Source organism: Pseudomonas sp. H9 (assembly GCF_004353925.1).
In the GTDB taxonomy this organism is placed as follows: Bacteria; Pseudomonadota; Gammaproteobacteria; order Pseudomonadales; family Pseudomonadaceae; genus Aquipseudomonas.
Window position 1 is genome coordinate 390,524 of record NZ_SMOK01000012.1, and the last position, 17,291, is coordinate 407,814.

The following is a 17,291-nucleotide window of genomic DNA, read 5'->3' on the forward strand; positions in this document are numbered from 1 at the left end:
TGATGTGAATGGCGACAAATTGCAACAGAGCACTGGCCTTTCGTATCACCGCAGGCTTGTACTAACAGGTTAGAATCGCCGCTCAGCCCCGAGTGTGTACTTATGTCCCAGGAACTCTCCGCCGAACAGATCCAGCACGCCCTGCAAGGAATCAGCGTGCCGCCGCAACCGCAGATCATGGTAGACCTGCAGTTCGAGCAATACATGCCTGATCCTGACCTTGAGGTCATCGCCAAGCTGATCTCTCAAGACCCTGGCCTGTCTGGCGCGTTGCTCAAGCTGGTGAACTCGCCCTATTACGGATTGACCAACAAGATTGCCTCGATCCAGCGTGCGGTGAATCTGCTCGGCAGCCGTTCGATTATCAACCTGATCAACGCCCAATCGATCAAGGGTGAAATGAGCGATGACACCATCGTCACCCTCAACCGCTTCTGGGACACCGCTCAGGACGTGGCCATGACCTGCATGACCCTGGCCAAGCGCATCGGTTCACAGGCGGTAGACGAAGCATACGCGCTGGGCCTGTTCCACGATTGCGGTGTGCCGCTGATGCTCAAGCGCTTTCCCGATTACATGCGTGTGCTTGAGCAGGCATATGCCAATGCCGGTACGCATCAGCGCGTGGTAGACACCGAAAATCAGGCGTTCAACACCAATCACGCGGTGGTGGGGTATTACACCGCCAAGTCCTGGCGGTTGCCTGAGCACCTGAGCAATGCGATCGCCAACCATCACAACGCCCTGGCGGTGTTCAGCGATGAATCGGCGCGTAATTCGCAGTTGAAGAACCTGCTGGCAATTCTGAAAATGGCCGAGAACATCTGTTCGTCTTACCGAGTGCTCGGTAATCAAGCCGTCGACCACGAGTGGAATGCCGTTGGGCACCTGGTGCTCGACTATGTGGGGCTTTCCGAGTACGACTTTGAGAACCTGAAACAGACCATCCGCGAATTGGGCACTCACTGATCCATGCCTGAATTACCCGAAGTTGAAACCACCCGGCGCGGTATAGCGCCCTACCTGGAAGGCCAACGGGTCAACCGGGTAATCGTCCGTGACCGGCGCCTGCGCTGGCCTATTCCTGAAGACCTGGATATTCGCCTGTCGGGGCAACGCTTCGTCAAGGTGGAGCGGCGTGCCAAATACCTGCTGCTCAATGCCGAAGTCGGCACGTTGATCAGCCACCTGGGTATGTCCGGTAACCTGCGCCTGGTCGAAATTGGTTTGCCCGCCGCCAAGCATGAGCATGTGGATATCGAGCTGGAGTCAGGCCTGGCTTTGCGCTACACCGACCCGCGTCGGTTTGGTGCGATGCTTTGGAGCCTCGATCCACTCAACCATGAGTTGCTGATCAAACTCGGCCCGGAACCGTTGACCGACCTGTTCGATGGCGAGCGTTTGTTCCAGTTGTCGCGCGGCAAAGCGATGTCCGTCAAGCCGTTCATCATGGACAACGCGGTGGTGGTTGGGGTGGGCAACATTTATGCGACTGAAGCCCTGTTTGCGGCGGGCATTGACCCGCGTCGCGAAGCCGGGAGTATCTCGCGGGCGCGTTACCTGAAACTGGCCATCGAGATCAAACGCATCCTGGCCTGTGCCATCGAGCGTGGCGGCACTACCTTGCGCGACTTTATCGGGGGTGACGGCCAGCCGGGCTATTTCCAGCAGGAGCTGTTTGTTTACGGGCGCAGAGAAGAGCCTTGCAAGGTGTGCGGTAGCATCTTGCGTGAAGTCAAACTGGGCCAACGCGCCAGCGTGTTCTGCCCGCGCTGCCAGAAGTAAGCAAATCCGCTGGCCCCTACATCTCCATCGGTGGGAGCGGGCTTGCCCCGCGATATTTCAGTCGCTGCGCAGCTGATCGCGGGGCAAGCCCGCTCCTACCGAGGCGGGTTGAGCACTTCGGCGACACCTACGCCACGCGGATCACTGGCGGCTTCCAGGGTTTGTTTGGCCTTGTTCCAGTACAGAACTTGCTGATTCCCATAGGTGCGGCCCAGGTCTTTGAGCTGGTAACCACGCGCCTGCAGTTCGCGTTGCTGTTCAGCGCTGAACGTGCCCGGTTCGTGTTCGATCACATCTGGCAGATACTGGTGGTGGTAGCGTGGCACGGCGGGCCAGGTGGAGACCGGTTTGCCTTCAAGAAAGCCCAGCATCGATAACAGCACCATGCTGGGAATGCGGCTGCCGCCCGGTGTGCCGAAGGCGGCGAATTGGGTTGGGCTTTCGATAAAGCTGGGGCTCATGCTCGACAACGGTCGCTTGCCAGCGGCTACGGCATTGGCCTGGCTGCCGGCCAAGCCGTAGCTGTTGCTGCCTCGCGGATCGGCGGCAAAGTCATCCATTTCGTTGTTCAGTACCACGCCGGTACCGGGGGCGCTGAAGGCGGCGCCGAAGGGCAAATTGACCGAGAGCGTTGCCGCGACGGCATTGCCTTCGGCGTCGATCACGGCGAAATGGGTGGTGTGGTCGCCTTCACGCCAGGCTGGGGCCGGGGGCAAGCTGCTGCTTGGTGTGGCGTTGTGGACGTCGATGCCGTCGGCCAGCTGGCTCAGGTAGTTACGCGCCAGCAGCTGTGGGATTGGGTTGGTGACGTAATCCGGGTCACCTAGCAGGCCGCGGTCGCGGTAGGCGCGGCGCAGCACTTCGAGCACGTAGTGGCTACGTTGTACCGGCTCGGCGCTTTGCCACGGTAGGCGCTGGAGCATTGCCAGGCTCTGGGCCAAAGCGACGCCACCGGCTGACGGTGGTGGGGCGCTGATCAGTTCGCGTTGGTCTGCCAGTTGATAGCGCAGCGGTTCACGTTTGGCCGTCCGGTAATTGGCCAGGTCGTCCAGGCTCCAGATACCACCTGCAGCTTGCACACCCTGCACCAGAGCTTGGGCAGTCGGGCCGCTGTAGAAGCCGTCGCGGCCTCGATTGGCGATACGTTCGAGGGTGACCGCAAGCTCTGGTTGGCGGATATGTGCACCCAGTGTCGGGACTTCCCCCTGCTGCAGGAACAGTCGGGCGCTTTCGGGATCGTCACGCAGTGCAGTCAGGCGCATTTTTGCTCGATCGCGATAGATGCGATCGACACTAAAACCCTGGTTGGCCAGGCGAATGGCAGGAGCCAAGGTGTTTTTCAGCGGAAGCTTGCCGTAATGTGCAGCGAGATCGGCCAGTGCCGCCGGCAATCCGGGGATTGCGGCAGCCAACGGGCCATTGATGGACAAGCCAGGCTGAACCTTGCCGTCTTTGAGGTACATGCTCTCGCTGGCCTTGCCAGGCGCGCGCTCGCGAGCATCGATAAAGACGTATCGGGCCGGGGTGCCGCCTTCGCGAAGGAGGAAGAAGCCACCACCACCGAGGCCGGAACCATAGGGTTCAACCACAGCCAAGGCTGCGCTGACGGCGATGGCCGCATCGAAGGCGTTACCGCCTTGTTCGAGTATTTCTCGTGCGGCGGCGGTCGCTTCGGCGTGCGGGCTGGCGATGGCAGCTTGCCCCGGGCCTTGGGCCTGGGCACAGACTGCCCCCAGCGCCAGGGCGGCGCCAACAAACAGCGGGGCTAGCCGGGCGACAAACGGCATCAGGCCTTGCCGGTAATACGGCGGTACTTTTCCATCAACTGCTCTTCAGTCTCCGGGTGGGCTTCATCCAGTGGGATGCAGTCAACCGGGCAGACTTGCTGGCATTGTGGTTCGTCGTAGTGGCCAACGCACTGGGTGCACAGGTTCGGGTCGATCACATAGATCTCTTCGCCCTGGGAAATAGCGGCGTTTGGGCACTCGGGTTCGCAGACGTCGCAATTGATGCAATCGTCGGTGATGATCAGGGACATGGGGACTCCGGCCAGGGCTCAGAACCCAGGCATTTGAAAACCAATGGGCATAATTGTGCCGCATTAGCGCCCGCAGTGCACGCGGGCGCCGTGGTCAAATCACCGATGTCACTTCTTGAAGCGTTCAGTCAGGGCTTCGGCCACCACTGGATGGACGAATTTGCTGATATCGCCACCGAGCGCTGCGATTTCCCGAACCAGGGTCGAGGAAATGAAGGAGTAACGCTCTGATGGGGTCAGGAACAGGCTCTCGACATCCGGTGCCAACTGACGGTTCATGTTGGCCAACTGGAATTCGTATTCGAAGTCCGAGACGGCGCGCAGGCCGCGCAGAAATACATTGGCTTGCTGTTCCTTGGCGAAATGCGCCAGCAGGGAAGAGAAGCCGATGACTTCGACATTGGGCAGGTGCTTGGTGACCTCACGAGCCAGCTCTACCCGTTGTTCCAGGGGGAACAGCGGATTTTTCTTCGGGCTGGCAGCGACCGCAATGATCACTTGGTCGAACAGCCGCGAGGCACGCTCGACCAGATCGCCATGGCCCTTGGTAATAGGGTCGAAAGTACCTGGGTACAACACTCGGTTCATCGCGTCGTCCTGGCAGGAGTGCGTTGGGGAGTCGGATGGTATCGCAGCAGTGGCAGTCGGCCAAGCCGCCTGCGCACGCTGAAGGCACTATAGACATTGTGTCCATTTGTTGTCATCAGTTGACAACCAGGCGTTGAATCAGGCCATCGGTGAGCCGCGCGGCGAGGCCATACACCGATAGTTGCGGGTTGGCACCGATGCTGGTGGGGAACAGCGAGCCGTCGTGGACGGACAGGTTGGCCAGCTGATGATGGCGCCCAAGGCTGTCGCACACGGCCTGGCGCGGGTCTTCACCCATGGCGCAGCCGCCCATCACGTGAGCGCTGCCCAAGCGCGTGCGGAACAGTTCCAGGCTCAAGCTATCGATCAATTGCCGGGCTTCACTCGGGGTTTTCACATAGCGGCTGTCACTGTGCACGGGGAGTACGGCTTCGGCACCGGCAGCGAACTGGATCTCGGCCATGCTATGGAACGCACGGCGCACGCCGTCCCAGGCGTAAGCAGATACGGCGTAATCGAGCACGGGTGTACCGTCGCTGCGCAGTTGCACTTCGCCGCCGACACTTTCTGGGTGGAAGCCGTCACGCAGCAGGGCAAGCATGACGTGGGTGTTGGGCAGTTGTTCCATGCGCATGGCATTGTCGTGGCCAAAACTGCCGAGCAAGGTGGCTGCCAGCGCCGGGTGCAGTGGCGGCACTTCAAGTTTGTAGCCAATCGGCCCGGTGGTGCCGTCACGCCACTGGAAGTGATCGGAGTAGATCGACTGGGGTGCGCCGTAGAACGGGTTGACCTTGTCTTTGAACAACCCAGCGCTGAAATTGACCAGGTGCAGGAAGGTCCGTTTGCCCAGACGCTCATGCGGATCAGGGGCATCCGAGCGCATCAGCAGGGCCGGGCTGTTGATGCCGCCACCGGCGAGGATGAAGTGCCGTGCCTTGACCTGAATCTGCCGCCCAGTGGGGTTCACGCAGCGTTCGTCCATGGCCAGGCATTGCAGGCTACTGATGCGCTCACCGTTGTGGATCAAGCGTTCGGCGCGGGCCAGATAGAGCAGTTCGCCACCTTTTTCCAGGGTCGCGGGGATGCTGGTTACCAGCATCGACTGCTTGGCGTTGACTGGACAACCCATGCCGCAGTAGCCCAGGTTCCAGCAGCCGCGAACGTTGCGTGGGATCACTTTCCAGCTGTAGTCGAGCGCTTCACAGCCGCGTTTGAGGACTTCGTTGTTGGCATTGGGGGGCAAGGCCCATGGTGCGATACCTAGACGCTGCTCGATGCGCTCGAACCAGGGCGCCAGCTCTGCACTGCTCAGGCCTTTGACGCCGTGTTCGCTGGCCCAGTGCTGCAAGGTCGGTTCGGGAGTGCGAAAGCTTGAGGTCCAGTTGATCAGGGTGGTGCCGCCTACTGCACGGCCTTGAAGGATGGTGATGGCGCCATCCTTGCTCATGCGGCCAATGCCTTCCTGGTAGAGGTTGGAGTAGGCCTGGTCTTCAAGCAGGTTGAAGTCGCTGCTGGTTTTGAGTGGGCCTTCTTCGATCAGCAACACTTTGAAGCCAGCGGCGCTGAGTAGCTCGGCGCTGGTGGCGCCGCCAGCACCGCTGCCGATGATGGCGATATCGGCTTCCAGCGTCAGGTCTTGCTCCAGGCGTGAGGCATCACGGGTTTTCCAACCGCGGGCCATGCCTTCGCGGAACGGGTCTGGTACGGGCATCTTCAGCCTCTTGTCGTTATCGGTTGGTTCAGATCTTGGGTGGGCCGGGGTAGCCGCAGTGCGCCCAGGACTCAGGCATCTCAAACCAAGCCATCTGCAGTAGCTGCAGCAGCGAGGCATGGCCCATGCGGAGCAAATTCAGCGAACTGTTCTCCCAGCGTCGCAGGAAGGCCTGGATATTTTCGCTGCTGGCGCTTTCCCAGCTCCCCCAGATGCCGGTCAGCGGCCCGCGGGTGACCGGCAATGCGAGCACGTCGAACAGTTGCTGGGTAAGTTTGAGCAAAGCCGGAGACAGGCTGGCGAGCTTGTTGTCGAGCCGCTGCAGCATGGCTTCCAGGTGCTCGGTGGCGGCTGTTCCGGCAAGAATTACCGGGGCCAGCGCTCGCAGAATCGGCAAATCGCCCTGGCGCAGGGTGATGTAGCCGCTGGCTGGCGTTTGCGCAGAGCAGCCAGTGAGGCTGGCGCCCAACCCAGCGGTGGCCAGGAAGGCGCTGGCGCCGAGGCTGAACTTGAGCAGCCCACGGCGGCTCAAGGCGGGTGTTACGGGCAGGCTGTTGGTCATTGTTGTTGTGCCTGGTAGTGACGTTAGCGAATGAAGAGTTTGTACACCCACTTGATCAACGGCTTGCCATAAGGCGGATAGATCAGCCGTGCAGCGTTGAAGCGTTGTTTGGCAAATACTGCTTTGGCCTTGCTGAAGGTCAGGAAACCCTCATGGCCGTGGTAGTGACCCATGCCAGAAGGGCCGACGCCGCCAAAAGGCAGGTCGTCCTGGGCGACGTGCAGCAAGGTGTCGTTGAGGCAAACACCACCGGAGTGGGTTTGCTCAAGCACTTTCTGTTGCTCGGCCCGGTCGTAGCCGAAGTAATACAGGGCCAGTGGGCGAGGGCGCTGATTGATGTAAGTAAGCGCCTCGTCGAGGTTGTCGTAGGGCACCAGCGGCAACAGTGGCCCGAAGATTTCATCTTGCATCACGCGCATCTGGTCGTTGACCTGCAGCAGCAGATGCGGTGGCAGGCGCCTGCCTTGGCGTGCCTCTTGCGGGTACAGGTCGATGATTTTCGCGCCTTTTTCGGCGGCATCGTCCAGGTAGCTTTGCAGGCGTGCCAAGTGGCGCGGGTTGATGATCGCGCTGTAATCGGGGTTGTTTGCCACGTTGGGGTAGAAACGCTGGACGACGCTGCGGTAAGCATTGGCAAAGTCGTCCAGGCGCTCATGGGGGACCAGTACGTAGTCTGGGGCTACGCAGGTTTGCCCGGCATTGAGTGTTTTACCAAAGGCGATGCGCTCGGCGGCATCGGTCAGCGGAACGGTGGTCGAGACAATGGCGGGCGATTTGCCGCCCAATTCCAGGGTGACCGGTGTGAGGTTTTGCGCCGCAGCCAGCATCACATGGCGGCCAATGCTGGTGGCGCCAGTGAACAACAGGTGATCGAAGGGCAGGCGCGAAAACGCTTCACCGACATCGGCCTCACCCAGCACCACGCTGACCAAGTCTTCGGGAAACGCGGAGGCCAACAGCTTTTTAAGCAGCAGGCCGGTCGCTGGCGTCGCTTCGCTGAGTTTGAGCATGACCCGGTTACCGGCAGCCAGGGCGCCAGTCACAGGGCCCATGGCCAGAAACAGCGGGTAGTTCCACGGCACGATGACCCCCACCACGCCCAAGGGCTGATACACCACTTTGGCACTGGCGGGCTGGAAGGCCAGGCCGACCTTGCGTGGTGAGGCTTTCATCCACTGCTTGAGGTGGCGTTCAGCATGCAGCAGGCCCTGAACGCTCGGCATCAGTTCGGCCAGGCGGGTTTCATCGGCACTGCGTCCGTCGAAATCCTCATGGATGGCAGCAATCAGCGCGTCCTGATGGGTGAGCAGCAACTGGCGCAGGCTCTTGAGCCATTGCCGGCGCTGGGCCAATGGCGGCATTGGGTTGCCCGCAAATGCCTGACGCTGGGCATTGAACTGAGCGGTGAGTTCATCAAAAGCAATCGAAGGCAAAAGACGAGCAGCATCGGCGGACATGCGCAACTCCAGAGCAGGACGTTTTATAGAGCTTATACTCTAAAGATATTCTTTTGCGACTCCTTTTTGACTACAGGCAGGTACATCCCGGTCCGGATAAACCGTAAGATGGACCTATTCACCTAAAGCTCGGCATTTGGAGCTGGCCATGGCCCCGCGTATCAAGACCCGCGACCGCATCGTGCAGAACAGCCTGGAGCTGTTCAACCAACAAGGCGAGCGCAGTGTCAGTACCAACCACATCGCAGCCCACATGGAGATTTCCCCGGGCAACCTGTACTACCACTTCGCCAACAAGCAAGAAATCATTGCCGTGCTCTTCACCCAGTATGAAGAGCAGGTGGAAAGCTTCCTGCGCCCGCCGCAAGGGCGACTGTCGACCGTTGAAGACAAGCGCTACTACCTTAAAGAGCTGCTGGCGGCGATGTGGGATTACCGTTTTCTGCATCGCGACCTCGAACACCTGCTCGACAGCGACAAAGAGCTTGCTGCCCGCTACCGGCGCTTTTCCCAGCGCTGCCTGATACAGGGCCAGGCTATCTACCGTGGCTTCGTCGAGGCTGGCATCGTGCAGATGGATGCCGTGCAGATTGAATCCCTGACCCTCAATGCCTGGATCGTGCTCACGTCGTGGGTGCGTTTTCTGTGCACGACTCGGGAAAACTCTGCACACCTGAGCGAAGACGCCGTTAAGCGCGGTATTTATCAGGTACTGGTGCTGGAGCTTGGTTTTGTCACAGCCAGTGCGCGCCCGGCTGTGGATGCTTTGTGCGAAGAATTCTACGTTTCCCTTAATCAGGCACTGGAGCAGTAAGACCCCAGGCCCTCTTCATTCCATCGTTCAGGAGACTGTCATGCCCCTCGCGCAACTGATCACCGCCCAGCAATTGGCCGAACGCCTGGAGGCGCCAAAGCAGGTGATACTCGATTGCCGCTTTGCCCTGGAAGACACCGATTATGGCCAGCGCAGCTATGCCGGGGGGCATATCGAAGGTGCGCATTTCGCTGACTTGGAACGCGACTTGAGTGGGCCGGTCATTAAAGGTGTCACTGGCCGCCATCCGCTACCGGACCCACAGCACCTGATCGAGCGGCTGCGTGCCTGGGGCATCGATAACGACAGTGACATTGTTCTCTATGATGACGGCCCTGGCGCCTTCGCCGCACGGGCCTGGTGGTTGCTGGCGTGGCTCGGCAAACGCACTGGCGTATCGATTCTGGATGGCGGCCTGAAGGCCTGGCACGCTGCGGGCTTGCCGTTGAGCCTTGATGCTCCGGCCAAGCGTGAAGGTAGCTTCAGCGGTGAACCCGATACGGCACTGGTGCTGGACGCCAATCAGCTGGGCGAGCGCTTGGGCCAACCTGACCTGACCCTGATCGACGCACGTGGTTTGCCGCGCTTTCGCGGCGAAGTTGAGCCTATCGATCCTGTGGCCGGGCATATTCCTGGGGCGCAGTGCGCAGCGTTCACCGACAACCTCGGGGCCGATGGCCGGTTTCTTCCGGCGGATCAACTTAAAAAGCGTTTCGCTGAAAAACTCGGCAAGCGCTCACCGGAGCGACTGGTGGCGTATTGCGGCTCGGGAGTGACGGCGTGTCATAACCTGTTTGCCTTGTCGTTGGCGGGTTATCCACTGGGTAAGTTGTATGCAGGGTCGTGGAGTGAATGGATTACTGATCCGCAGCGTCATGTGGCTACGGGCGACTGATTTTATCGCGGGGCAAGCCCGCTCCTACAGGCACTGGTTGCCCCTGTGGGAGTGGGCTTGCTCCGCGACAGGAACTCAAACCTCCCCCAGCCACTGCGGAATCCGCCGCTCCAAGTAATAACCCGGCGCCCGTACGCTACCGTCAACAAAGCCAACATGCCCGCCACGTGAATGCAGCTCAAAGGTGGTTTGCGGCGCCAGTTCATTGGCCGTTGGCAAGCTATGGCTGAACACGAACGGGTCATCACTGGAGTGAATGATCAGTGTGGGTGTACGGTTTTCGCCAAGGAAGTACCGGCTTGATGCCCGGCGGTAGTAGTCCTTGGCATCGGCAAAGCCGTTGAGTGGCGCCGTCACGCGACCATCGAAATCCCAGAATGTCCGCAGATTTTCCAGCGGCCCTAGACGCTCCAGCGCCGCCAGACCTTCGTGGTGGCCTTGATGCTGGAAGTGACGTTGTTTGTCTTTCACGTAAGTAAGCATCGCGCGCATGAAGTGCGCCTGGTACACCCGGGAAAACCCAAGGCCGATACGGTCGGCGCAATGGTCCAGGCGAAACGGTACAGAGACTGCCACCGCCGCCTGCAACTGGCTTGCTGAGCCTGCCTCACCCAGATGCTTGAGCAATACATTGCCTCCCAACGAGTAGCCTACGGCATACAGCGGTGCCTGTGGGCGTTGCGCCCGCAGGTGTTCGATGGTCTCAGCAAGGTCTTCACTGGCACCGGAGTGGTAGCTGCGTGGCAGCAGGTTTGGCTCGCCCGAGCAGCCACGCCAGTTCAGCGCCACGCTGGCCCAGCCGCGGTCGGCGAGGGCCTGTTGCATGCCGATGATATACGGTGAGTGGGAAGACCCCGTCAGCCCGTGCAATACCAGGACTAACGGGGTGCTTGCCTCGTGCGGCCCATGCCAGTCGAGGTCAAGGAAGTCGCCATCGGCCAGCCATAGACGCTCGCGTTGGCGTGTCAGCGCAGTCGATTTTCGCCACAACGGCCCCCACAACGTTTGCAGGTGTGGATTGCCCAGCCCCAAGGCGGGTTTGAAGGGGCTGGGGGCTGTGGCAGACATCGTTTTTTGCTCGCATATTTCTTTCAGACAAGTGTATGTCTGGTTACGGATAGGTGCCCGAATGAGTTAGCCGCTGGTCGGCAAGGCTTCGGGCAATTCGAGTTGTTCGACACTTGGGCCGACGCTGATTTGTACCAGATTGTCGAGCTTCAAATGATTTTTCAAGACGACGTTCAGCTGATCCAGGGTGAGGGCGTGGATTTGAGCGATAAACGCTTGCCTGCTGTCTTGCGGTAGTTGGTTGAAGCCAATGTGGGCCAACACCTGGCTGATCTGTTGATTACTGACTGACTCCAGCAGATAGCTACCGCGCAATTGCTCTTTTGCGTCTGCAAACTGCTGTTCGGTCGGCCCGTTTTCGGCATAGTCCAGCAGCACGCTTTCCAGCAGCCCCATCGCCGCGTCCTGATATTTTGCCTGGACTTGGGTGCTGAAAATCCAGAGCCCGTTGTCAGGCAATTGAATCAACTGTGAGTCCGCACCGTAGGTCAAACCGCGCTCAACTCGCAGCACTTCGATAAGCCGGGAGTTTGCTCCGGACCCACCCAGTATCAGATTGGCCAGCGTCAACGCGGGGGCATCCGGATGTTTGGCGCTTATACCCGGTATGGCAAATAGCAGCAGCGACTGAGTTCCTGGGTGTTCCAGATGATAGATCTCAGGCTCAAACGTAGCCGGTACGGGAAGCGGCGCCAGTATGGGCCCTAATGGCAGCGCTGCTGATATCTGCAGGGCTATGTCCCGGGCTTGCGTGCTGGTGAGATCACCGACCAAGGTGATCAAGGCATTACCTGCGCTCAGCGCACGAAGGTGGAAATTTCGCAGATCCTCTGTAGTCAGCGCATTGATGGACTGCGCGCTGCCATAGCTATTGGCAGCATACGGATGATTGGCGAATACGTGAGCGATCAACTGATCGTAGGCTTTGTAGTGTGGGTAGTTCTGACGCCGTGTCGACAAGCTGATCAATTGATCCTTGGTTTTGTTCAGCTTCTCTTCGTCGAATTGTGGATCCGCCAGTATTTCTGCAAGCAAGGTAACGGCTTTTTCGCGGTGGGGTGCTGAGCTTAGGCTGCGTAAGCTGATCTCAGCCTTGTGGGTCCTCACGGATTTTCTGAGTTTTGCGCCTATCTCATCAAAGCCCTCGGCAATCTGCGCGGCATCGCGGTTGCTGGTGCCTTCATCGAGCATACCCAGCGTCAGCTGCGCAAGACCGTCAGCACCGTCATCGCGGGCGCCACCGGCATCAAAAACTACCTGCAGGTCGAACATAGGCAATTGGGTGCTGCGTACGAACAACACTTTACTGCCTTGGGGCGTCTGCCACGTTTCAATGGGTAATTGCAGCTCGGCGACTGCGGGCGGAGGCGTCTTGAGTGATTCCAGTTCCAGGGTTTGCGAAGGTTCCTGTGCTGCTGCGCCATACAGTACGAACAGCAGGGCGGGCAGCAGGTATTGGGTCAATTTAGTCATCATTGGCCTCCTTGGCCTGTAAATAGGCAATGACCATGCGCTCCGGGGTGAAATAAGCGCGTGCGGTTTGCTGGATATGCTCCGGCGTCACGCGCGCCAGGTTGCTTGCATCGTTATCCAGTTGCGAAGCGGGTAGCCCGCTGCCTAGCGCTGCCGCTATTTCGGCGGCCTGGCCCTCCAGGTGATCCTGGTTGAAAACTCTGTCAGCCAGCAGCAAAGCCCGGGCTCGATTCAGTTCGGCTGGGTCCGGGGGCGTCTGCTTGAGTGCTTCAAGTTGGCCCCAGATAGCTTGCTGCAGTTCGGGCAAGGGCTTGGCTTGTGTCGGATTGACCGACGCTGAAAGGTCGAACAGTGTGTCGCCCCTGGCCAACGGGGCGTAGCTGACAATTGGGTTGGACAGCACTCTCTGGTCGTGTGCCAGCTGCGTACGCAGCCGGGCACTTCTCCCAGCGCCCAGCATGGCCTGGATCAGGCGCAAGGCATCGACATCGGCCGAGTCTTTGGCGGTAGCGTAAGTCGGTACGTTAAACGACATAAACAGCATGGGGGTGTTGAGCGCGTCGTACACGGTTACCTGCCGTGGCCCTGTTGCGCTCGATTGCAAGGGTGGCTTGGTAGCGGGAAGGCTTTGCCGGGGGAAGGCTGCGAAGTAGTGTTCGACCTGTTGTTGCACGACGTCGGGCTGTACATCGCCGACGACAATCAGAATGGCGTTGTTGGGTGCGTACCACTGTTGGTACCAACCCTTGAGCTCATCGTTGGTCATGCGCTCCAGGTCGCCCATCCAGCCGATGACCGGTGTGTGGTAACTGCTACTCTGAAAACCGATCGCTTGCAGCTGCTCTGAAAGCCTTGCCCGGGGGGAGTGGTCGATATTTTCTCGGCGCTCAGCTTTGACAGCCTCAATTTCGCGTTCGAATTCGCTGCTTGAGAGCCGAGCGTTTTTCAATAGATCGGCGTTCAATTCCAGCGCAACGGCTAATCGATCACTGGGCAGTGTTTGATGGTAAAGCGTGAAGTCGCGGTTGGTCAGCGCGTTGTCGGTGCCGCCCAGGCGCTCGACGATTTTCGAGAAGTCTCCGGGGGCGGTTTTAGCGCTGCCGCGAAAGAGCAAGTGCTCCAAGGCATGGGAGAGCCCGGATTGGCCGGGGGGCTCGTGACTCGACCCTACTTTGATCAGCATTTGGGTGGTGACGACCGGGGCGCGTTGGTCCTGGGCGACGATCACCTGCAGGCCGTTATCCAGGGTGAATTCGTGGCGATTGGGCGCCTCGGCCAGGGCGTGCGTTGAAAACAGTAAAAGGCCAAGCAAGCCGTAGCTCGCCGGAGGGCGTCGTTGCATGAGGGTGCTCCTTCTGGTGAGTGACCAGCAGCACGATCAGGCAAGAGCAGGAGTAAGGGGGCTAGATAGTTACCACAGAAACAGACGGCCCAGCCGAAACCGGGCCGTTGCTTGTTTTAGCCGCGTTGCCAGAGCGCGTAGTACACCTGGCCGGCCTTTTTCTCCCGGTGCAGGCGCCAGTTACCAGGCAACTGCAGGGCCGAAGGAGGCGTTTCGCTTTCGGTGTAGATCCAGGCATTGGCCGCCAACCACTGGCGCTCTTCGAGCAGTGCGCAGGTGGTGGGTAGCAGGTCCTGGTGAAATGGCGGGTCGAGGAACACCAGATCGAAGGCAAGCTTCGGCTCACCGTTCAGGTAGCGCTGCGCATCGCTCTGGATCACCTGGCCGCGCGGGCAGCGCAAGAGTTCCAGGTTCTGGCGCAGGCTGGCAATGGCAGCAGGGTTGCTGTCCAGTGCCACGGCCTCGGAGGCACCGCGTGACAATGCTTCCAGGTACAAGGCGCCACTGCCGGAGAAGGCATCGAGCACCTTGGCGCCTTCGATATGTGGCGCCAGCCAGTTGAACAAGGTTTCACGTACCCGGTCTGGCGTCGGGCGCAGGCCAGGGGCGTCAGGGAAGCTCAGACGACGACTGCGCCATTCGCCGGCAATGATGCGCAGCTGGCCTTGGCCGTGGTGTGGCTTGGCCGATTTTGCGGATGGACTGGCCATTAATGCTCCGGTACACCGAGCGGTTGCTCGGCGGGTTTGTCAGTAGGTGGCGGCAGCGGTTTTTGCGGCACGCTGGGGCCTGCCGTGACGATGACCATCTTGTCAGCGGCAAGGTGCTTGTTCAGTGCTGCCTTGATCTGCTCGGTGGTCAGGGTTTGGGACTGCTGCATGTAGTCCTCCATCCAGGTCAGCGGCAGGTTGTAAAAGCCGATAGCGCCCAATTGGCCGACGATGCTCGCGTTGCTGGCATTGGACAGCGGGAAGCTGCCCGCCAGCTCGCGCTTGGCCTCATCAAGCTCTTGCTGGGTCGGCCCGGTCTTGAGGTAGTCGGTGAGGATGTCCTGGACCAGCTTGAGGGTGCCTTCACTGAGTTCGGCACGGGTCTGCAGGTTGATCATGAACGGGCCGCGCACCTGCATCGGGCTGAACACCGAGTATACGCCGTAGGTCAGGCCACGCTTTTCGCGTACTTCACTCATCAGGCGCGTACCGAACGCACCGCCGCCGAGGATCTGGTTGCCCAGCGCCAGTGCAGCGTAGTCTGGATCGTTTCGATCAATACCCAGCTGCGCCAGCATCAGATGCGTTTGCTTGGACGGGAAGTCGATGTGCGTGGTGCCGGGTTTGGGTTCGGTCGGCTCAGGCAGTTTGGCCAGCGCCGGGCCTTTAGGCAGGGCGGCCGACACTTGGGTGGCAATCGCTTCTGCTTCGCTGCGGCTCAGGTCGCCCACCAGGGCGATGACGGTGTTGCCAGCGGCGTAGGCTTTGGCGTGGAAGCTGCGCAACTGCTCCAGGGTGATCGGCGGGATGCTCTTGGCGGTGCCATCACTGGGGTGGGCGTAGGGGTGATTGCCGTACAGCTTTTCGAACAGCTCAATGCTGGCCAGCTTGCCCGGGTTTTGTTTCTGGTACTCAAAGCCGGTCTGCATCTGGTTTTTGATGCGCTCAAGGGCCTCTGGCGGGAAGGTCGGCTTGCCCACCACTTCGGCGAACAGCTTGAGTGCCGGTTCGCGTTTGTCAGCCGCACTCAAGCTACGCAGTGTTGCCACGGCCATGTCGCGGTAGGCGCCGTTGCCAAAATCAGCGCCCAGGCCTTCAAAGCCTTCGGCGATCGCAGTGACATCCTTGCCTGCTACGCCTTCATTGAGCATGGCGTTAGTCAAGGTGGCCAGGCCAGGCGCGTCACCATCCTGGCTGCTGCCTGCAGCGAAGGTCAGGCGCAGATCGAACATCGGCAGCTCACGCGCCTCGACGAACAGCACCTTGGCACCCTCAGCGGTATTCCAAGTCTGGATGTTCAGTTGGCGGCGGCTGGGCGCTTTACCGTCCAGCTCAGCCAGCGATTGCAGTTTGTTGGTTGGCGTTGCGGCAGTGTTGGCGGCCGGTTGGGCGGCGTTATCCGACTGAGCGGGTTTGGCCAGGAAGAACGCCAGCACGGCTACCAGCAACAAGATGCCAAGGCCGATCAGGGTGTAGCGAGGTGCGCTGCGTTCACTCATGAGCGTTCTCCTCAGGCAGTACATGGGCAACGCTCAGGCGTTCGCGGGTGAAATAGGTGCGCGCGGCGTTCTGGATGTCTGCCGGGGTCACGCTTTTGAGTTCATCAAGTTCGCTGTCGATCAGCTTCCACGACAGGCCGACAGTCTCCAGCATGCCGATGGCGGTGGCCTGGCTGCTGATCGAGTCGCGGTCGTAGACCAGCCCGGCGATCACCTGAGCGCGGACGCGTTCAAGCTCTTCAGCCGAAGGCGGCGTGGTCTTGAGTTCGTCGAGCAGCTTCCAGATACCCTTTTCGACGTCTGCCAGGGTTTTCTGCTTCTGCTGGTTCGGCATGGCCGAGATCACGAACAGGCTGTCACCGCGGGTGAACGGGTTGTAGCTGGACGAAGCGCCGGAAACCAGTTCTTCGCCGCGTTCCAGGCGGCTGGGCAGGCGGGCACTGTAGCCGCCGTCGAGCAGCGCCGAGATCAGGCGCAGAGCGTGTACGGTGCGTGGGTCTTTGGCGGTGGCCAACCCCGGGACGTTAAAACCGTAGATCAGGCTTGGCAGTTGGGTTTGTACATGCAGCGTGGTTTCGCGGAAACCGGGCTCAGCCAATTCCAGCGGCAGTTTGGCCGGTGGAACCGGGCGTTTCGCAATGTCGCCGAAGAAACGCTGGGCCAGGCCTTTGACTTCGTCGACGGTCACGTCACCGACCACCACCAGAGTGGCGTTGTTCGGTGTGTACCAGGATTCGTACCAGTGGCGCAGTTCTTCAACCTTCATGCGGTTCAGGTCCGCCATCCAGCCAATGGTCGGTGTGCGGTAGCTGCTGGCCGGAAAGGCCATGGCACTGAACAATTCGAAGGCTTTGGCGTTGGGCTGATCGTCGGTGCGCAGGCGGCGCTCCTCTTTGATCACTTCGATTTCGCGGCTGAACTCGTCGGCCGGCAGGCGCAGGCTGGCCATGCGGTCGGCTTCCAGCTCCAGGGCGACCGGCAGGCGGTCGCGGGCCAGTACCTGGTAATAAGCGGTGTAGTCATCGCTGGTAAAGGCGTTCTCTTCAGCGCCCATGTCACGCAGGATGCGTGAGGCTTCACCGGGGCCGAGTTTCTCGCTGCCCTTGAACATCATGTGCTCCAGGGCATGGGAGAGGCCGGTCTGGCCGGGGGACTCGTAGGTCGAGCCGACCTTGTACCAAATCTGGGAAACCACCACAGGCGCACGATGGTCTTCGCGAACGACCACTTTCAGGCCGTTGTCGAGAATGAACTCGTGGGTGGGCTGCGGAGCGGCGGCAAAAGCGGCCAGTGGCAGACAAACTGTGCTGAGCAACAGGCCAGCGGCGCGGCGGGCTAGAGCATTCATA

16 protein-coding genes are annotated in these 17,291 nt (G+C 60.2%); 4 read left to right on the forward strand and 12 right to left on the reverse strand.

Translation table 11 applies throughout. The features are described from left to right. Positions 1–156 precede the first annotated feature (156 nt). The gene (locus E1573_RS12405) at positions 157–969 is read left to right on the forward strand and encodes an HDOD domain-containing protein (protein WP_177494577.1); all 813 of its coding nucleotides are present in this window, start codon (positions 157–159) and stop codon (positions 967–969) included. A gap of 3 nt (positions 970–972) precedes the next feature. Beyond that, entirely contained in the window at positions 973–1,785 is an 813-nt protein-coding gene (gene mutM, locus E1573_RS12410) for a bifunctional DNA-formamidopyrimidine glycosylase/DNA-(apurinic or apyrimidinic site) lyase (RefSeq protein WP_133214027.1), read from the forward strand. 95 nt (positions 1,786–1,880) lie between these two features. Here mutM and ggt read toward each other — a convergent pair whose 3' ends face one another. From ggt to E1573_RS12440, 6 genes are all read right to left on the reverse strand, one after another. After that, a complete protein-coding gene (ggt, locus tag E1573_RS12415; protein ID WP_133214029.1) occupies positions 1,881–3,572 on the reverse strand; it encodes a gamma-glutamyltransferase in 1,692 nt (563 codons plus the stop codon). Further along, complete coding sequence (locus E1573_RS12420) at positions 3,572–3,823, reverse strand: YfhL family 4Fe-4S dicluster ferredoxin (RefSeq protein WP_010222176.1); 252 nt, start codon at positions 3,821–3,823, stop codon at positions 3,572–3,574. The genes ggt and E1573_RS12420 overlap by 1 nt, the downstream gene beginning before the upstream one ends. Positions 3,824–3,931: 108 nt before the next feature. Beyond that, the gene (gene coaD / locus E1573_RS12425; protein WP_133214031.1) at positions 3,932–4,411 is read right to left on the reverse strand and encodes a pantetheine-phosphate adenylyltransferase; all 480 of its coding nucleotides are present in this window, start codon (positions 4,409–4,411) and stop codon (positions 3,932–3,934) included. Between the two features lie 115 nt (positions 4,412–4,526). Beyond that, positions 4,527–6,122 (reverse strand): GMC family oxidoreductase, encoded by a 1,596-nt coding sequence (locus E1573_RS12430; protein WP_133214033.1) that lies wholly within the window; start codon positions 6,120–6,122, stop codon positions 4,527–4,529. A 28-nt stretch (positions 6,123–6,150) separates the two neighbouring features. Further along, positions 6,151–6,684: a twin-arginine translocation pathway signal protein gene (locus E1573_RS12435; RefSeq protein ID WP_133214035.1), complete on the reverse strand. Its 534-nt coding sequence runs from the start codon at positions 6,682–6,684 to the stop codon at positions 6,151–6,153. A 23-nt stretch (positions 6,685–6,707) separates the two neighbouring features. Beyond that, positions 6,708–8,141, reverse strand: a complete 1,434-nt coding sequence (locus E1573_RS12440; RefSeq protein WP_133214037.1) for a coniferyl aldehyde dehydrogenase — start codon at positions 8,139–8,141, stop codon at positions 6,708–6,710. A 148-nt stretch (positions 8,142–8,289) separates the two neighbouring features. Here E1573_RS12440 and E1573_RS12445 point away from each other — a divergent pair, with 148 nt between their 5' ends. Both E1573_RS12445 and E1573_RS12450 read left to right on the forward strand, forming a co-directional pair. Further along, positions 8,290–8,955, forward strand: a complete 666-nt coding sequence (locus E1573_RS12445) for a TetR/AcrR family transcriptional regulator (RefSeq protein WP_133214039.1) — start codon at positions 8,290–8,292, stop codon at positions 8,953–8,955. Between the two features lie 40 nt (positions 8,956–8,995). Next, positions 8,996–9,850, forward strand: a complete 855-nt coding sequence (locus tag E1573_RS12450) for a sulfurtransferase (RefSeq protein WP_133214041.1) — start codon at positions 8,996–8,998, stop codon at positions 9,848–9,850. Between the two features lie 75 nt (positions 9,851–9,925). Here E1573_RS12450 and E1573_RS12455 read toward each other — a convergent pair whose 3' ends face one another. From E1573_RS12455 to E1573_RS12480, 6 genes are all read right to left on the reverse strand, one after another. Beyond that, positions 9,926–10,918, reverse strand: a complete 993-nt coding sequence (locus E1573_RS12455; protein ID WP_133214043.1) for a hydrolase — start codon at positions 10,916–10,918, stop codon at positions 9,926–9,928. Between the two features lie 66 nt (positions 10,919–10,984). Next, entirely contained in the window at positions 10,985–12,391 is a 1,407-nt protein-coding gene (locus E1573_RS12460) for a pitrilysin family protein (protein ID WP_165957323.1), read from the reverse strand. Then, positions 12,384–13,733 (reverse strand): pitrilysin family protein, encoded by a 1,350-nt coding sequence (locus tag E1573_RS12465; protein ID WP_133214047.1) that lies wholly within the window; start codon positions 13,731–13,733, stop codon positions 12,384–12,386. Before E1573_RS12465 ends, E1573_RS12460 begins: the two co-directional genes overlap by 8 nt. Positions 13,734–13,849: 116 nt before the next feature. Further along, the gene (gene rsmD / locus E1573_RS12470) at positions 13,850–14,443 is read right to left on the reverse strand and encodes a 16S rRNA (guanine(966)-N(2))-methyltransferase RsmD (RefSeq protein ID WP_133214049.1); all 594 of its coding nucleotides are present in this window, start codon (positions 14,441–14,443) and stop codon (positions 13,850–13,852) included. After that, entirely contained in the window at positions 14,443–15,942 is a 1,500-nt protein-coding gene (locus E1573_RS12475) for a pitrilysin family protein (RefSeq protein WP_133214051.1), read from the reverse strand. The genes rsmD and E1573_RS12475 overlap by 1 nt, the downstream gene beginning before the upstream one ends. Continuing rightward, positions 15,935–17,290, reverse strand: coding sequence for a pitrilysin family protein (locus tag E1573_RS12480; RefSeq protein WP_133214053.1), 1,356 nt, complete (start codon positions 17,288–17,290; stop codon positions 15,935–15,937). Before E1573_RS12480 ends, E1573_RS12475 begins: the two co-directional genes overlap by 8 nt. Position 17,291: the final 1 nt, after the last annotated feature.

Excerpts from the sequence above, each read along its gene's own strand:
- E1573_RS12480 (WP_133214053.1), bottom strand. The coding sequence starts at position 17,290 with ATGAATGCTCTAGCCCGCCGCGCCGCTGGCCTGTTGCTCAGCACAGTT.
- coaD (WP_133214031.1), bottom strand. The coding sequence starts at position 4,411 with ATGAACCGAGTGTTGTACCCAGGTACTTTCGACCCTATTACCAAGGGC.
- E1573_RS12465 (WP_133214047.1), bottom strand. The coding sequence starts at position 13,733 with ATGCAACGACGCCCTCCGGCGAGCTACGGCTTGCTTGGCCTTTTACTG.
- E1573_RS12475 (WP_133214051.1), bottom strand. The coding sequence starts at position 15,942 with ATGAGTGAACGCAGCGCACCTCGCTACACCCTGATCGGCCTTGGCATC.
- mutM (WP_133214027.1), top strand. The coding sequence starts at position 973 with ATGCCTGAATTACCCGAAGTTGAAACCACCCGGCGCGGTATAGCGCCC.
- E1573_RS12430 (WP_133214033.1), bottom strand. The coding sequence starts at position 6,122 with ATGCCCGTACCAGACCCGTTCCGCGAAGGCATGGCCCGCGGTTGGAAA.
- E1573_RS12420 (WP_010222176.1), bottom strand. The coding sequence starts at position 3,823 with ATGTCCCTGATCATCACCGACGATTGCATCAATTGCGACGTCTGCGAA.
- E1573_RS12455 (WP_133214043.1), bottom strand. The coding sequence starts at position 10,918 with ATGTCTGCCACAGCCCCCAGCCCCTTCAAACCCGCCTTGGGGCTGGGC.
- ggt (WP_133214029.1), bottom strand. The coding sequence starts at position 3,572 with ATGCCGTTTGTCGCCCGGCTAGCCCCGCTGTTTGTTGGCGCCGCCCTG.
- E1573_RS12440 (WP_133214037.1), bottom strand. The coding sequence starts at position 8,141 with ATGTCCGCCGATGCTGCTCGTCTTTTGCCTTCGATTGCTTTTGATGAA.
- E1573_RS12460 (WP_165957323.1), bottom strand. The coding sequence starts at position 12,391 with ATGACTAAATTGACCCAATACCTGCTGCCCGCCCTGCTGTTCGTACTG.
- E1573_RS12450 (WP_133214041.1), top strand. The coding sequence starts at position 8,996 with ATGCCCCTCGCGCAACTGATCACCGCCCAGCAATTGGCCGAACGCCTG.
- E1573_RS12445 (WP_133214039.1), top strand. The coding sequence starts at position 8,290 with ATGGCCCCGCGTATCAAGACCCGCGACCGCATCGTGCAGAACAGCCTG.
- rsmD (WP_133214049.1), bottom strand. The coding sequence starts at position 14,443 with ATGGCCAGTCCATCCGCAAAATCGGCCAAGCCACACCACGGCCAAGGC.
- E1573_RS12435 (WP_133214035.1), bottom strand. The coding sequence starts at position 6,684 with ATGACCAACAGCCTGCCCGTAACACCCGCCTTGAGCCGCCGTGGGCTG.